The 15,682-nt window shown below is 63.2% G+C and carries 16 protein-coding genes; 11 read left to right on the forward strand and 5 right to left on the reverse strand.

Annotation, left to right across the window (positions count from 1 at the left end; translation table 11 throughout):
• Positions 1 to 17 precede the first annotated feature (17 nt).
• Genes HJY11_RS05215 through HJY11_RS05225 form a run of 3 tightly spaced genes read right to left on the reverse strand, consistent with a single transcriptional unit; the run spans position 18 to position 2,451 of the window.
• A complete protein-coding gene (locus HJY11_RS05215) occupies positions 18 to 755 on the reverse strand; it encodes an RsmE family RNA methyltransferase (RefSeq protein ID WP_208074938.1) in 738 nt (245 codons plus the stop codon).
• Positions 756 to 812: 57 nt separating this feature from the next.
• Positions 813 to 1,733 carry a 50S ribosomal protein L11 methyltransferase gene (prmA, locus tag HJY11_RS05220; protein ID WP_243764205.1) on the reverse strand — a complete coding sequence of 307 codons (921 nt, stop codon included), beginning with the start codon at positions 1,731 to 1,733 and terminating at the stop codon, positions 813 to 815.
• A 55-nt stretch (positions 1,734 to 1,788) separates the two neighbouring features.
• A complete protein-coding gene (locus tag HJY11_RS05225; protein ID WP_208074939.1) occupies positions 1,789 to 2,451 on the reverse strand; it encodes an HAD family hydrolase in 663 nt (220 codons plus the stop codon).
• A 275-nt stretch (positions 2,452 to 2,726) separates the two neighbouring features.
• Here HJY11_RS05225 and HJY11_RS05230 point away from each other — a divergent pair, with 275 nt between their 5' ends.
• The 11 genes from HJY11_RS05230 (at position 2,727) to HJY11_RS05280 (ending at position 13,458) form a co-directional block, all read left to right on the forward strand.
• Entirely contained in the window at positions 2,727 to 4,157 is a 1,431-nt protein-coding gene (locus HJY11_RS05230; RefSeq protein WP_208074940.1) for a M20 family metallopeptidase, read from the forward strand.
• 70 nt (positions 4,158 to 4,227) lie between these two features.
• Complete coding sequence (locus HJY11_RS05235; RefSeq protein WP_208074941.1) at positions 4,228 to 4,965, forward strand: DUF5058 family protein; 738 nt, start codon at positions 4,228 to 4,230, stop codon at positions 4,963 to 4,965.
• Positions 4,966 to 4,986: 21 nt separating this feature from the next.
• Entirely contained in the window at positions 4,987 to 5,721 is a 735-nt protein-coding gene (locus HJY11_RS05240; RefSeq protein ID WP_243764206.1) for a hypothetical protein, read from the forward strand.
• A gap of 161 nt (positions 5,722 to 5,882) precedes the next feature.
• The gene (locus HJY11_RS05245; protein WP_208074942.1) at positions 5,883 to 7,031 is read left to right on the forward strand and encodes an aldo/keto reductase; all 1,149 of its coding nucleotides are present in this window, start codon (positions 5,883 to 5,885) and stop codon (positions 7,029 to 7,031) included.
• Positions 7,032 to 7,034: 3 nt separating this feature from the next.
• Positions 7,035 to 7,529, forward strand: coding sequence for an HNH endonuclease (locus HJY11_RS05250; RefSeq protein WP_208074943.1), 495 nt, complete (start codon positions 7,035 to 7,037; stop codon positions 7,527 to 7,529).
• Positions 7,526 to 8,077, forward strand: coding sequence for a pyruvate kinase alpha/beta domain-containing protein (locus HJY11_RS05255; RefSeq protein WP_243764207.1), 552 nt, complete (start codon positions 7,526 to 7,528; stop codon positions 8,075 to 8,077). The genes HJY11_RS05250 and HJY11_RS05255 overlap by 4 nt, the downstream gene beginning before the upstream one ends.
• Positions 8,078 to 8,475: 398 nt before the next feature.
• The gene (locus HJY11_RS05260) at positions 8,476 to 9,558 is read left to right on the forward strand and encodes a BMP family lipoprotein (protein WP_208074945.1); all 1,083 of its coding nucleotides are present in this window, start codon (positions 8,476 to 8,478) and stop codon (positions 9,556 to 9,558) included.
• Positions 9,559 to 9,665: 107 nt separating this feature from the next.
• Entirely contained in the window at positions 9,666 to 10,364 is a 699-nt protein-coding gene (locus tag HJY11_RS05265) for a formylglycine-generating enzyme family protein (protein WP_208074946.1), read from the forward strand.
• A gap of 1 nt (position 10,365) precedes the next feature.
• A complete protein-coding gene (locus HJY11_RS05270; RefSeq protein ID WP_208074947.1) occupies positions 10,366 to 12,192 on the forward strand; it encodes a hypothetical protein in 1,827 nt (608 codons plus the stop codon).
• A 200-nt stretch (positions 12,193 to 12,392) separates the two neighbouring features.
• On the forward strand, positions 12,393 to 13,055 hold the full coding sequence (gene trmB, locus HJY11_RS05275) for a tRNA (guanosine(46)-N7)-methyltransferase TrmB (protein WP_208074948.1): 663 nt from the start codon (positions 12,393 to 12,395) through the stop codon (positions 13,053 to 13,055).
• Between the two features lie 22 nt (positions 13,056 to 13,077).
• Positions 13,078 to 13,458, forward strand: coding sequence for a cytidine deaminase family protein (locus HJY11_RS05280; RefSeq protein WP_208074949.1), 381 nt, complete (start codon positions 13,078 to 13,080; stop codon positions 13,456 to 13,458).
• 373 nt (positions 13,459 to 13,831) lie between these two features.
• On the opposite strand, the gene HJY11_RS05285 is transcribed toward HJY11_RS05280, so the two are convergent.
• Complete coding sequence (locus tag HJY11_RS05285) at positions 13,832 to 14,617, reverse strand: BtpA/SgcQ family protein (RefSeq protein ID WP_208074950.1); 786 nt, start codon at positions 14,615 to 14,617, stop codon at positions 13,832 to 13,834.
• Positions 14,618 to 15,601 (reverse strand): initiation factor 2, encoded by a 984-nt coding sequence (locus HJY11_RS05290; RefSeq protein WP_208074951.1) that lies wholly within the window; start codon positions 15,599 to 15,601, stop codon positions 14,618 to 14,620.
• Between the last annotated feature and the right edge of the window lie 81 nt (positions 15,602 to 15,682).

Consider the following 15,682-nt stretch of genomic DNA (forward strand, 5'->3'; position numbering starts at 1 on the left):
TTGCTTTTACAACGGGGCTACAAATTCCCCGTCAAATACATCACCACGGCCGCCGCCGCCAGGGGGGCGGTCTCGCAGCGGAGGATGCGGGGCCCCAGGGAGGCGATCCCCACCCCGCGGCCCTCGGCCAGGGCCACCTCCTCGGGGGCCAGCCCCCCCTCGCTGCCCACCAGCAGCCCGCAGCTGCGCACCGGACCGGCCGCCTGGGCCCGGGCCAGCAGCTCGCCGATGGGGCGGCCCCCCTTCTCGTAAAAGAGAAGGGGGAGGTCCTTCCCCGCCAGCTCCTCCACCGCCTGCGCAAAGGGCAGGCAGGGGGAGACGGTGGGCAGCACCCCCCGCCCGCACTGCTTGGCCGCCTCCCAGGCGATTTTCTGCCAGCGCTCTGTCTTGTTTTGCAGGCTCTTGGGGTCGGGGCGGGAGACGCACCACTCGCTGCTCACCGGCACGATCTCCCGGCAGCCCAGCTCCACGCACTTTTGCACCACCAGCTGCATCTTGTCCTGCTTGGGCAGGGCCATGTAGACGGTCAAGTCCAGGTCGGGCTCGGCGGGGCAGGGGCGCTTTTCCAGCACGGCGCAGACCACCTGCCCCTCCTCGACGGCCTCGATCTGGCAGTCGTAGTCAAACCCCGCCCCATCGCAGAGGGTCACCGCGTCCCCCGGGCCCAGCCGCAGCACCCGGGTCAGGTGTTTGACGTCCCCGCCGCGCAAAATCCCCCGCTGCCCGGCGATGTCTTCGGTAAAAAACTTGGGCATCCCGCATACTCCTTTAACAAAGCTGTCCGCGCTGTCCATTGCCCGCGCAGGCGGGCATCAGGCCCGGCAGGTGATGGCGTACCAGCCCTTTTCCTCCCGCAGGTCCAGCACCGTCAGCCCGGCCTGCTGCATGGCCGCCAGCACCTCGTCCCGGCGCACGTCCACGATCCCCGAGGCCACCAGCACCCCGCCCTCGTTCAGGTGGGGTTTCACGTCTGGCAGCAGCCGGATCACGATGTCGGCCACAATGTTGGCAAAGATCACGTCAAAGCGCCCCTGCACCCCGGTGGCCAGGTCCCCCTGCACCACGGTGCAGCGCCCATCCACCCCGTTGAGGGCAGCGTTTTCCCGGGCCACCTTGACCGCCGTCTCGTCGATGTCGCAGAGCACCGCCGAGCCAGCCCCGCACAGCAGGGAGGAGATGGCCAGGATCCCGCTGCCGCAGCCCACGTCCAGCACGCTGCAGCCGGGGCGCACCACCTCCTGCAGCCGCTCCAGGCAGAGCTTGGTGGTGTGGTGGGTGCCGGTGCCGAAGGCCATCCCCGGGTCCAGGGTCACCACCACCTGGCCGGGCGATTTCTCGTAGTGTTCCCAGCTGGGGCAGACCACCAGCCGCTGGCCGATGGGCAGGGGGTGGTAGTACTTCTTCCAGCCAAAGGCCCAATCCTCCTCGGCGATCTCGCCGGTGGAGAGGGTATGGCCGATCCCCTCCTCCTCCAACCGCCCTGTCAGAAAGGAGACGGCCTCCATGGGGGCCTGGTCGGCGGGGATGTAGAGGTGGATCACCGCGTGCTCCCGGTCCCGGGCCAGCAGCTCCTCGTCGATTAAGTCGATGTGGGCCACCTGGGGGGCGACCTCCTCCAAATCCGAGTAGTCCTCAATATAGATGCCGTAGGGCACCACCATGTGGGCAATGGCCGAGGCCACCTCCACATCCCCGGCGGCGACGGCGACCCGAATCTCTGTCCAGTCCATCATCTCTCTCCTCTCTCAATAAAGAGCGCCCGCGGCAGACAGCCTGCGGGCGCCCCGGTCAACTGTTTTGCAGGTAGTCGGCCAGCTCCTCCACGCTGTGCACCAACACGTCGGCCTCGATCTGGCTCTCCTCCATCCCCAGGTAGCCAAAGCCGTAGGTGGCGGCGGCAAAGCGGCAGCCCACGGCGGCGGCCCCCTCCTCGTCGTAGGGGCTGTCCCCCACCATCAGCACTGCGTCGGCGTCGGCCTCGTCGATCCCCATTTCGGCCAGCGCCTCCCGGATGATCCCCTCTTTGGAGGGGGTCTTCTCCGGCACCGACCCGCAGATGGCGTCGAAGAGGGGGGTCAGGCCGAAGTGGTCGGTGGTCTTGCGGGCAAAGCCCACAAATTTGAGGGTGGCCACCCCCAGTTTGACCCCCTGGGCCTTGAGGGCGGGCAGCAGGGTCTCCCACCCGGGGTAGAGTTTGCCGGCGGCGATGTGCTCATCCCGAAAATGGGCTTTGTAGCTGGCCACCGCCCGGTCCAGCAGGGCCTCGTCCTCCACCCCGGCGACAATGCGGAAGCACTCCTTCAGGGGCGGGCCGATAAAGCGGTGAAAGGTGTCTTCCGGCGGAATGGGGATCCCCAGTTCCTCCATGGCCTCTTTGGCGCAGGCGACGATCCCCCCGGAAGAGTCGATCAGGGTCCCGTCCATATCCAGCAGCAGCGCGCGATAGCGCATAACAACGCCCTCCCCTTCTTTTCATGGGTTGATTCTACCATATTTCCCAGCAAATATAAATAGATAAATTCTGCAACATCCCTTTGGCCAATATTCATAAATCGTTAAAACGCAATTGCTTGTTTGTTCATTTTATGTTACAATTCAAAAATACAAGGGCGCTGTTCTGCAAGAAAAAGAAGGCATAGGTTGCATTTACCAAAAAAACCTGTTGTTTTTCGTCATTATCACCAATGACTGGCAGCCGCGCTTTAGATTAGGAGGCGATCAAAATCATGTCGGTACGGGACGACATCTGCAAGTTGGTGGACGACAAGGCCGCTCTCTTCACCCAGGTCAGCGACAAGGTCTGGTCTACGCCGGAACTGGGCTTTAAGGAGTTCCAGTCCTCGGCCGCCCTCATCGAAGTGTTAAAGCAGGAGGGCTTCTCGGTGGAGACAGGGCTGGCGGGCATTCCCACCGCCTTCTCCGGCACATTCGGCAGCGGCAAGCCGGTCATCGGCATCCTGGGCGAGTTTGACGCCCTGCCATCCCTCAGCCAAGAGGCGAGCTGCCCCTCCAAAAAAGAGGTGGTCAAGGACGCCCCCGGTCACGGCTGTGGGCACAACGCCCTGGGCGCGGGCAGTTTGGCGGCGGCCGTCGCCGTCAAGGACTACCTGCAGTCCACCGGCAAGAGCGGCACCGTCATCTACTACGGTTGCCCCGGCGAGGAGTTCGGCTGCGGCAAGGCCTTCATGGCCAGAGAGGGCTGCTTTGACGGCCTCGACTGCGCCTTCAGCTGGCACCCCGGCGACTGCTTTGCCCCCATGGGGGTCAGCTCCCTGGCCAACATCAGCGTCTTTTTCAGCTTTGTGGGCAGAACTTCCCACGCGGCCGCGTCGCCCCAGTTGGGCCGCAGCGCCCTCGACGCCGCCGAGCTGATGAACATCGGGGTGCAGTTTTTGCGCGAGCACGTCAGCCCCGAGGCCCGCATCCACTACGCCTTTCACGATGTGGGCGGCACCGCCCCCAACGTGGTGCAGGACCGGGCGAAGCTCCACTACTACATCCGCGCCCCCAAAATCGCCGAGGCCAAAGAGCTCTTTGCCCGCATCCAGAAGATCGCCAAGGGCGCGGCCATGATGACCGAGACCGAGTCGATCATCCAGATCAAAGACGGCCTCTCCGACTACGTCCCCAACGAGGTGCTCACCACCCTGCTAAACGAGGCCATGAACGAGGTGGGCGAGGTCCCCTTTGACGAGGAGGACAAGGCCCTGGCCCAGTCCTTCCGCGACACCCTCACCCCCGCAGAAAAGGCCGCTTCGGCCCAGCAGCTGGGCATGTTGGGCGGCCCGGATCTGGCGCAGAAATACGCCGACAAGGCCATCTGCGGCGAGGTCTTCCCCTACCGGCCCATGGGCCATATCGCCATGCCGGGTTCCACCGATGTGGGCGATGTCAGCTATGTCACCCCCACCGCGCAGATGACCGCCCCCACCGCCTGTCTGGGTACCCCCGGGCACTCCTGGCAGCAGACGGCGCAGGCCGGCTCCCGCCTGGCCCACAAGGGGCTGCTGCAGGCCGGCAAGGCCATGGCGCTGGCCGCCGTCAAGGTCATCGAAGACCCCTCCGTCCTCGGCCCCGCCCAGGAGGAGTACCTGAAAAAGACTGGCGGCAAGTACAACTGCCCCTTCCCCGACGACGTCAAGCCCTATTTGGACTAACGGTCTCAAACAGCGAGCGGTAACTGCGCTGTTGCGATAAACTATGAAACAGAAATGAGGAGTGAATCAAATGACATTCAAAGAACTGTCAAACAGCACCTGGCTGTGGATTCTGGTCATCGCCGGCCTGCTGTACGTAGCCGGACTGGCCGCCGCCTTTATGGTGAAGGCCCGCAAGCGCTGCCTGGAGTTGGGCATCGAGAACACGACCATCAAAAAGGTCATCAGCTCGTCCTGCACCTTCTCCATCGTCCCCTCCCTGTCCATCGTCATCGGCCTGATCTCTCTGGCCGCTGTCCTGGGCACCCCCTGGGCCTGGTTCCGGCTCTCCGTCGTGGGCGCCGTCTCCTATGAGCTGATGGCCGCCGACATGGTCATTCAGGCCATGGGCCTGAACTTCGCCAGCGCCGGGACACAGCCCGCCAACGTCTTTGGCGCCGTGATGATCGTCATGAGCATCGGCATTATGTTCGGCATCATCACCAACATCATCGCCGCCAAGAAGATCACCACCAGCATGGCCGATTACAACAAGAAGAGCGGCGGCTGGGGCGCTGTCTTCTCCGGCTGCTTCATGATGGCCATGATGTCCGTCATGATGCCCCTGCAGGTCTATAACCCCGCCAGCGGCTGGAACTTTGTCGGCACCCTGACCCTGCTCACCAGTGCCGGCATCGGCCTGCTCATTGCCACCATCTCCAAGAAGACCGGGGCCAAGTGGCTCAACGACTTCAACCTCGCCATCGTGTTGATTTTGGGCATGGCTTCCTCTGTGCTCTGGACCAACGTGGTCGGCATGTTCGCTTAATAGGGAAAGGAGGACTATACAATGAACAACGAGAAATACATAAAGTCCATCCATCGCCTGGGCCGGCTCGGCAGTCTCGGCGCCCTCGGCTTCATGGTGGGTATCCCCTTGGTTATCTGCACCATCTACAGCTGCTTCCCGGATTTCGGCCTGGTGATCCAGAGCGGCACCGGCCTGCTGGCCATGTTCATCCCCATCGCCATCTCTGAGGTGTTCAGCTACGCCCCCGTGCTCGGCTCCGCCTCTTACATCACCTTTATCACCGGCAACGTCATGAACCTGAAACTGCCTGTGGCCATCAACGCCATCGACATCGCCGGGGTGGAGCAGTCCACCGACGAGGGCGACGCCGTTGTCACCGTGGCCGTCGGCGCTTCCTCCATCGTCACCATGGCCATCATCGCCGTGGGCGTGCTGCTGCTGGTACCGCTGCAGCCCATCTTCGCCATCCCCGCCGTCAAAACCGCTACTGGCTACATGCTGCCCGCTCTGTTCGGCGGCCTGGCCCTGGGCATCTTCAACGGCCGGTCCGGCAAGTACAACATCAAGGGCAAGCTGCTGGGCGCTGTCCCCGCCGTCATCATCGTCATCATCATGATGATCATGGGCGTGCCGCTGAGCACCTACCAGGGCTTTGTCATCGTGGGTATGATCCCCGTTACCATCCTGGCCTCCTGGCTGATGTACAAAAAGGGCATCATCAAAGTTTACGAGCAGGGCAAGACCGAGCCCGAACCGGTCGCGTCCAAGAAGTAACCACCCTCTTTTCGCAGTTGAAAAGGGCCGGGGCAGTTGCCCCGGCCCTTTTTTGCGCCCCGCTCCTTGCGCCCCTTTGAAGGGAGGGGTATACTGGGGTTACAACAGATTCTGCCGGGCCGGTTCACCGCGCCCGCGGAGGAGAGAAGGAGGCCTTTTTCATGGAGATGGAATACAGACAGCTGGGCAACACCGGATTTTCTGTCAGCGCCGTGGGGGTGGGGGGCGAGCACCTCTGCACCCGCGACTACCCCACCGTTGAGGCCACCGTGGGCGCCGCTGTGGAGCGGGGGGTCAACATCTTTGACCTCTTTATGCCCGAGGTGGAGTACCGCCAAAAGATGGGGGACGCCCTGCGCCCCTACCGCAAAAACGTCTACCTGCAAGGGCACATCGGTGCGGTGCTCCAGGGGGGGCAGTACGCCCGCTCCCGCAAGGTGAAAGAGGCCGACACCTATGTGCGCGACTTTTTGGAGAAGTACCACACCGACTACATCGACCTGGGGATGATCCACTTCGTCGACACCCAGAAGGACTGGGACGGCGTCTTTGAGAGCGACTTTATCGACTACGCCCTCCGCCTCAAGGAAAAGGGGGTCATCCGCAAGCTGGGGGTCAGCTGCCACATGCCAGCCACCGCCATCAAACTGGTGGAGACGGGGATCTTCGACCTCCTCCTCTTCTCCATCAACCCCGCCTACGACTTTGAGCCGGCCGAGAAGACCCTCGACCAGCTCATCGCCGCCGCCCCCACCCAGGGACAGCTCTCCCCTGAAAGGGAGCGGCTCTACCAGCTCTGCGGGGCCCGCGGGGTGGGGATCACCGTCATGAAGGCCCTGGCCGCCGGCAAGCTGCTGGACCCGGCCACCACCCCCTTCCACCGGCCCCTCACCGTCGCCCAGTGCATCCACTACGCCCTCTCCAAACCCGGGGTGGCCAGCGTGCTGTTGGGGGTGCAGAGTGTGGCCGAGTTGGAGGACGCCCTTGGCTACTTCGACGCCAGCGAGGAGGAGCGGGACTTCTCTTTCCTCGCCCAGGAGATGCGGGGTTCCCTCTCCCACCGGTGCATGTACTGCAACCACTGCCTGCCCTGCCCCCAGCACATCGACGTGGCCGCCGTCCACAAATACCTGGACCTGGCCGAGGCGGGGGAGGGGCTGTCGGTGCCCGCCACCGTGGCCGCCCACTACGAGGCCCTGCCCGTCACCGCGGGGGAGTGCATTGCCTGCGGCTCCTGCGAGAAAAACTGCCCCTTTGGGGTGCCGGTGATCGAGAACATGGCCAGGGCCACCCGCCTCTTTGGGAAATAGCCGGTGCGCCCCTACGTCTTTGACAAGACCAAGCGCCGCTACTGTTATCAAAGGGAAGGGGGGCGTTGCTTTTACTGCGGCAAACCCCTCTCCTTTGGCGGCGGCACCCTGGACCACCACCTGCCCCGCGCCCATGGAGGGCCTTCGGCAGTTTACAACCTGGTTCTCTGCTGCCGGGCCTGCAACCGGGAAAAGGGCGACGCCCTTCCCCCTGACTGGGAGGAGACGGTCTGCGCCCTCTTTTCCCGGGCGGTGGGCGACGGTGCCCTTCCCCTCCCCCCGGGCGGGGGGAAGCGGTTGCCCCCGGCGGTGGCGCAGGGGGTGACAGGGGTGCGCCCCTGGTCGGGAGGGCTCTGCTTTTTTGGGCCCGCCTTTACCGCCTGGTGCGATGGGCACCGAGTCACGAAAGTTCGCTATCCCCCGCCGCGGCGGGGGGAGGAGCGCCCGCCCGACACCCCTGCCGGCGGCGGGCGCACAGAATGGGAGGAAGACAGTTGAAATTGGTACCAGTCGGCCCCGCCGGGGCAGAGGAAACCGCCCGCATCGCCGTTGAAGGGGCCAAGGCCCGGGGCATCCGCCACCTGGTGGTGGCCAGCTCCTCCGGCGCCACGGCCGAACTCTTTCGGGACTGCGGCTTACAGGTGACGGTGGTCACCCTGGCCTACGGCTCCAAGGAGCCGGGCAAAAACGTCATGGAGGAGGCCGAGCGCCAGAAGTTAAAGGACTGGGGCTTCTCGGTCTGCACCGCTGCCCACGCCCTCTCAGCGGCCGAGCGGGCCATCTCCGGCGCTGCCGGCGGGATGTACCCGCTGGAGATCGTCGCCAATACCCTGCGGATGTTCTCCCAGGGGACCAAGGTCTGTGTGGAGTGCTCCGCCATGGCCATGGACGGCGGCTATCTCCCCTTTGGGGAGGATGTGGTGGCGGTGGGGGGGACCAGCCTCGGCTGTGATACGGCCCTGGTCCTGCGCCCCAGCTATTCCTCCAAGCTCTTTGCCACCAAAGTCAAAGAGGTGCTCTGTCTCCCCGGTAAAGAGAGGGAATAGACAACATGAAAAGGCCCTCGCGCGCCCTTGGGCGGCGGCGAGGGCCTTTTTCTCTTCCCCCCGCAGAAGGCAGAAAAAATAAAAACCTGAAAGGGTTGGCCGCTTTTCTTTCCCAGATTCTTTCTGGATGTTTTGGCCAAGAAAAAACGAATGGTTTTGTTCCTCCCTACAAAGGTGGGCGAAGTTTTTCACCAAAAGAGCCAAATCGACTTGTCGCCAGTTGGAAGAAGTGGCGAAAAACAGGCAGTCCATCGATCGGTCAAAGCCTGCAAAGACAGTTTCCAACGGGACAATTGTCCTAGCCCCTCTTCTTTCCAAGGTCTGGGATGGGGGTGTAAAGAGCGGGTGGGCACCCGCCAAAATCGCAAATATGCAAAAAGAGAGAGCGAGGGAAAAACGTGAAAAAGGTACTGGCAATTCTGTTGGCCGCCCTGACGGCGTCGTCGCTGTTGATGACCGGCTGCGGCGAGAAGGACGAGGGCAAAAAGGACGAGGAGAAAAAGTACCGGGTGGTGATGATCTGTTCGGCCCTGGGGGATAAGTCCTACTACGACATCGCCTATGAGGGCCTCAAACGGGCTGAGACCGACCTGGGAGTGGAGATCAAGGTGGCCGAGATCGGCACCGACAAGTCCAAGATGGAACCCGCCATTCAGGACGTGGCCGACGCCGGGTACGACCTGATCTTCTTTGGCAGCAGCGAGTACATTCCCATCATCGAAAAGCACATGGACGAGTACAAGGAGTCCAAATTCGTGGGCTTTGACATCGAGCCCAGCACCGAGATCAAGATGTCCAATATGTTCTGCATCACCTATCTGCAAAACCAGGTGGACTTTCTGGCCGGCGCACTGGCGCAAAAGATGTCCAAGTCCCACACCATCGGCTTTTTGGGCGGCGCCGAGGACACCATCATCAACGACTTTTTGATCGGCTTTATCGAGGGTTCGCAGCTGGTTGCCCCCAACGGCAAGGTGGCCACCTCCTACATCGGCAGCTGGACCGATGCCGCCAAGGGCAAAGAGATGGCCCTGGTGCAGATCAAACAGCTGGGGGCCGACCTGCTCCACCCCTGCGCCATGGGCGCCGGGCTGGGGGTCATTGAGGCCTGCCGCGACAACGACCTCTGGGCCATCGGCGTGGACGCCGACCAGCGCCAGTTTTTCATCGACACCAAGAAGGACATCGCCGACACCATCCTCACCTCGGCCATGAAGCGGGGGGACATGGTGGTCTACAAGGTGATCAAAGACAACCTGGCCGGCACCCAGACATACGGCCACCTGGAGAAGTGGGGCCTGAAGGAAGAGGCTGTGGGCCTGGCCAAGAACGACTATTACAAGGAGCATACCCCACAGGAGGTGCAGACCTATATCGACGAGTTGGAGAAGAAACTCATCAGCGGCGAGCAGACGGTCTCCACCATGTACGGCATGAGCCAGGACGAGTTTGTGAGGATCCGCGAATCCGTCAAACCGTAAGGGGCACTTCTGTTTTCCGACACGCAAAACGCACCGTCAGCGGCGGCCAGGGCCATTGGCCGGGGCCGCCGCTGTACTGTTCAAAGCCAATTTGAGGGAGGTATTCCATGGAACGCGACAACGCTGTATTCATTCCCCAAACCACCTACATCTACCGGGTGGTACACCGGGTGATGGAGGGGGACTGCCAGTGCGAGCACGGCCCCATACCGGTCACCGTCGGCCCCCTTTACGCCGACGTCTACCCCGTCACCAACGCCCAGTACTACCAATTTGTACAGGACAGCGGCTACCGGCCAAAGGACGACCGGGGCTACCTGCGCCACTGGGTAGACGGCTGCTACAAGCCCGAGGACGCCGACAAACCGGTGGTCTGGGTCAGCTTGGAGGACGCCAGGGCCTACGCTGCCTTTTACGGCAAGCGGTTGCCTAAGGACTATGAGTGGCAGTATCTGGCCGCCGGGGACGATTGCCTCGAGTGGCCCTGGGGCAACAGCCCCGATTACAGCCGGGCCAACGTGTACAGCCACGGGCTCACCCCGGTGGACGCCTTCCCCCAGGGAGTGTCCCCCACCGGCTGTATGGACATGTGCGGCAACTGCTGGGAGATGGTGGACGAATTTCACTTTGACGGCAGCCATTACTTCCAGCTGCTGCGGGGCGGCAGTTTCTACCGGGCCCACCACTACTGGCACGCCGAGGGTGGACCACAGAGGAACAACACCCATTTGAAGATGCAGTTTTTGAGCGGCGCCATGAGCCGCAACGCCACCGTTGGTTTTCGCTGTGTAAAGGAGGGAGACTGATATGCTGCAATACGACCAGAACACCAAGCGGGCGGTCATCCGCAACAACACCCTCCAGATGACCCTGAACTTCGCCGACGGCATCCTCATTGAGGAGTGCTCCAACCTCCTGACAGGGGACCAGCAAAACCTTCGGCGCGAACTGTTCAACCTCACCTTTATGGGCGGGCAGTACTCCTCCCGCGACTTTGCGGTGGGGGAGGTACTCACCTGTCAGGACCGGGTGCACCAGCTGCTGACGGTCCCCCTGGAAAACGAGGCCCTGGGCCTCTCCATCCGGGTCCACTTCCTCAACGACAAAAAAGAGACCATCTCGGTCATCGCGCAGATCCGGGACCGGTACATCCACGGCGTCCCCTATGAACTGTTCCTCCACAGCCCCTTTTTGGCCCAGCTGTCGATGCGGGGGGAGGGGGACCGCTACTACTACCCCGCCAACGCCGTCGAGAGCCCCGACGGCACCCCCCTGCTGAAGATGATGCGGGAGAGCTTTTACAACAACGACGTCAAGCTGCCCCTGGTCTGCTGTGACAAGGGCGGGAAGAGCGGCTTTGCCGTGCAGTTCCCCTCCAAAGCCGACTTGGACGACTGCGGCGCCATCCAAAACCGCAATATGCAGTTTTCCAAGATCGCCAGCGCTGAGGACCTGCACACCCACCAGATACTCTGTAACCCAGACAACACCTACAACGATACCTTTGAGTTCGAGATCACCGGCCTCTCCGGCGGCTGGGTGGAGGCCTTTGCCCGCTTCCGCCAGCAGTGGGAGAGCGGGTACGACTTCTCCGAGTACGAGAAGGAGGACCTGAAGTGGTTTAATGAGAAGTTCCTCCACCAGTTCTCCTTCCTCTACGGCACCGAGGCCTATGACGCCGAGCGCCAGAAGATCGACCCCGAAAAGCTGCTCAAAGAGGGGGAGGCGTTTGGCGGATTCGACACCGTCACCCTCTGGAACCAGTACCCCCGACTGGGCGTCGACAAGCGCAACCAGTGGGATTTCTACAACGACTTCCCCGGCGGGATGGCTGCCTTTAAGGAGGCGGTGGACGCCTTTCACGCCAAGGGGGTGCAGGTGTTCATGCCCTACATCCCCTGGGACGCCGGAGCCGAGGAATCCCCCGAGACCCTGGGGGATCACTTTGCCGGGCTGCTGGAGCAGACCGGCGCCGACGGCTACCAGCTGGACACCCTGGGCGACATTCCCGACTCCTTCCGCGAGAAGTGCGACGCAGTCCGCCCCGGGCTGGTGATGACCACCCAGCATCACCCCGACAAGAAACACCCCATTGAGAAGATCACCACCTCCTGGGACGAGTTCTGGGACACCCGCCCCATGCCCAAGGTGGACATCTTCCGCTTCCTCTGCCCCCGGCACATCGCCCCGGTCATCTCCCGCTGGTACCGCAAGGAGGACAAGGACCTGCTCATTCAGTACAGCCAGTTCGGCGCGGCCCCCCTGGTCATCTGGCAGGACATCTTTGGCCGCTGGATGCCCTTCTCCGCCGAGCAGAAGGCCGCCATCAAGGGCTGGAAGGAAGTCTACCTGGCCCACCGCCTCACCTACCAGTGCGCCCTTCCCACCCCCTTCTACCCGGTGGCCCCGCGGGAGGTCTACTGCAACCTCTTCCCGGCCGACAGCGGCGACGAGCAGATCTACTCCCTCTACAACGACGGCGACCTGCCCTTTGACGGGGCCCTCTGCGAGCTCTTTGTCCCCGGCTCCACCGCCCAGGTGATTCTGGGCAGTGGCGAGGCGTCGGTCAAGAACGGCAAGCTCTATGCCCAGCTGCCCCCCAAAGAGGTGGTGCACATCTCGGTCAAACCCTAGACATCCAGACAAAGCGACCCGCCGCGGCCCCAAACAGGCCGCGGAGAGAACCTCCATCCAAATGGGGAGGGGCGGCGCCGGTTTGCACCGGCGCCGCCCCTCTGCGCTTTGGGAGAAGAGGGCTGGCAAGCGCCCGCCCACTGTGCTATAATAACCCAGGTAAAGGATGCGAGAGAGCAGAAAGTGGGGAGCGATCAACCGTGCGCATACGAAGAAAACCCTGGGCCCGCCCCGAGTTGGAGGCCTGCCCCTTTTACGTCGCCCAGCCGGGCGAGAACCGGGGGCGCTGGCGGCAGCAGTTTGTCCGCCCTGACGCCCCCCTTCACCTGGAACTGGGCTGCGGCAAGGGGGGCTTCATCTCCCAACTGGCCCCCCAGCACCCGGAGTGCAACTACCTGGCCATCGACATCAAGAGCGAGATGTTGGGGCTGTGCAAGCGCAAGGCAGAGGCCGCCTATGCCGCCGCCGGGCGGCCGGTGGACAACCTCTACATCTTCGCCCAGAACATCGAGCTGCTGCCCCAGGTGCTGGCCCCCGAGGACAGGGTCGAGCGCATCTACATCAACTTCTGCAACCCCTGGCCCAAGGCCAAGCACCAGAAGCGGCGGCTCACCCATCCCCGCCAGCTGCAAAACTACCGGGCGCTGCTGGCCCCCGGGGGGGAGATTTGGTTCAAGACCGACGATGACGCCCTCTTTGCCGACACCATGGTCTATTTTGATGAGGGCGGGTGGCGGGTGCTCTACGCCACCACCGATCTGCACGCCCAGCGGTTGCCCGACAACATCGTCACCGAGCACGAGCAGATGTTTGTCGAAATGGGAAAGACCATCAAGTTCTGCAAGGCCGCCCTGGACGGCTGAAAACCGAGAGGAGGAATTCCCTGTGCAACCCGAATTCGCCGCTCTCTACGAGCGGGCCAAGGCGGTGCTCCGCCCCCGCCAGCTCTCCCAAAACAGCTTTGCCGGTTCGGTGGCGGCCGCCATGGAGACCCCGAGCGGGGCGGTCTACACCGGCGTCTGTATCGACACCCCCTGTTCCATGGGCTTTTGCGCCGAGCACGCGGCGGCGGCTGCCATGGTCACCGCCGGCGAGAGCCAGGTGGTCCGGCTGATCGCCGTGTACGAGGACGGCTCGGTCATCCCCCCCTGCGGCCGCTGCCGCGAATTCCTCTGCCAGCTCCACGACGAAAACCCCGCCTGTCTGGTCCAGCTGGCCGACCGGGTGGCCACCCTGGACGAGCTGCTCCCCGACCGCTGGGGATGAACTTGCAAAATGATCGCCGGAACGGGTGGACCTGCAACCGGGGAAAGGCGGCGTTGCCTGCTCCAAAGCTGCAAAATAGTGAGAACTGCCTGCCGTGCGACCGCGCTCTGTGCTGCCGCGCGGTATTTTTTTGCAGTTTCGGCCCATCTCACCTCGCCGGTGGCGGGTGTTCTTTCCCGCTTTCACCCAGACGCCTTTAGGGCATGGGGGAAGCGGGCGGCCTGTCTTTGTGGGGCGGTGCGGCAGGAAGGGCCGGCCATAGCCGCCTTGTCGCGCCCGGAGGGAAAAAGAGGAGGGGGGGACCGGCCGGTTCCCCCCTCCTCCAATCTGTTTTTGTAGCCGCCCGGCAGAAGCCGGGCATTTTTGCCCGGTTTTAAGCGCGGGCTCGGTCCACCTCGGCCATGTATCGCTTGGCCCGCTCGGGGTTGACCGGGTTTTGCAGGCTGCCGTCCTTGATCCAGGCGCCAACACAGACCCCGTCGTAGTGCTGCAACAGTTCGTAGACGTTGTCGCCGGTGGTGCCGCCCCCCAGGATCAGCGGCACCTCCACCAGCCCCCGCACCGACTGGGCGTACTCGATGCTCTTTTCCGGGGTGGGGGCCGAGAGGAGCAGCCCGTCGGCATGGGCTCCGGTCACCGTCTCAAAGGCGTTTTGCGGCAGGGGGATGGGGTAGGCCGGGGTGCCGTGGAACTCGTAGATGTCGGCGTAGATGGGCATCTTGGAGCCCAGCTTCTTCTTGAGTTCCAGCACCTCGACGCACTGGCCCTCGATCATCCCGCAGAGGGTCATCTCGGCCCGGGTGTAGACGTGCTCCACCCGCACAAAATCGCTGCCAGCGGCCTCGGCCACCGCCAGGGAGGCGACCCCGTCCCAGTTGACCAAAATCCCCTGGACCATCTCGGGGAAGGCCGCCTTCAGCCGGGTGGCCAGGGCGGTCATGCAGGCCACCGTCTCGGGCCCGCACTGCTGCTTGACCGGGCCGTCGGCGAAATTTTGCAGGATGTAGCCGTCAAAGCCGTATTTCTGCAGGGTGCCGGCCTCGTTTAAGGTGTAGTCCAGAATGGCCTCCATCTCGCGGCCGTCGTAGAGATAGCTGCCGGGCAGCGGCGGCGGCTGCACCATCCCCAGGGCGATCTTCTTCTTTCCAAACAGCTCCATTTACAGTTCCCCCTTTTCCAGTTTCGCGGCGTATTCCCGGGCGACGCCGAACATGGCCGTCCCCGGCACGATCCCCACCTCGGTGATGTAGCCGGTGATGTACTCCGGCCCGATGATCGAGAGGTCGGGGCAGGTGAAATCGGTGTGGGCGCGCAGGTTCTCGTCCCAGTGGGCGGCCAGCAGCCCCGACAGGTCCTGGGCCAGATCCCGCTTCACAATCCCCTGCAGCCCCCGCATGTCCACCTTGATGAGGGTGGTGGGGATGTAGAAGGGGACCCCCGCCTGTTTGCAGAGGATGGCCAGCATGTCGGTGCCCACCGTGTTGGCGGCGCTGCCGTCGGGGTAGAAGGTCTCCACCCCGATGAAGGCCATGTCGCTTTTTTGGAGGAAGTGGTAGATGGCCACATCGGGGAAGAAGTGCACCCGGTGCCCCATCTCCACCGCGGTCACCGCAAAGGGCTTGCCCCCGTCCAGAACCCGGCTTTCGGGGATGTAGATGTCCATGATCTGCCCGTTCAGGGCTGCCTGCTTGGCGATGGCGTCCACCGAGGAGGAGTAGTCAAACACCAAAATCCCCTTGCAGCCCTTGATGAGGTTGTAGCCGTAGGTGACGATGTTGTCCATCCACTCCCGGGCCTTTTCGCCGTAGCGGTTGCAGCTGTCGGTCACCCGCTTGCAGGCCTCGGCCAAGGGGGCTTCCCGCAGGGCGCTCAGGCCGCCGGTCATCAGTTTGATGGCGTTGGTCACGGCCACGGTGCTCTCGCCCCGCAGCTTGTCAAAGTACCCGGCGATCGCCAGCACCCGGTCGATCATCTCCCCGGCGGAGAGGCCGTTTTCGGCGGCATGGGCGGCAATGTCCTTGAGCATGTTGCCGATGGAGACGATGTTGGCGCTGGCTCCCAGCTTGCGGGCGAGGACGATGTCGTCAAAGTCGTCCTTGGCGCTGGGGGAGAGGTACTCTTTCAGGGTGTCGGGTTGGTACATGAGGTTGTCCTCCTTTTTTAAAGGGAGCCGTCAGGCGGCGCCCGCAGTCAACAAGATTAAATATGTATCTGCATTTATACG

The organism is Bittarella massiliensis (ex Durand et al. 2017) (assembly GCF_017566145.1).
GTDB classification, from domain to species: Bacteria; Bacillota; Clostridia; order Oscillospirales; family Ruminococcaceae; genus Bittarella; species Bittarella massiliensis_A.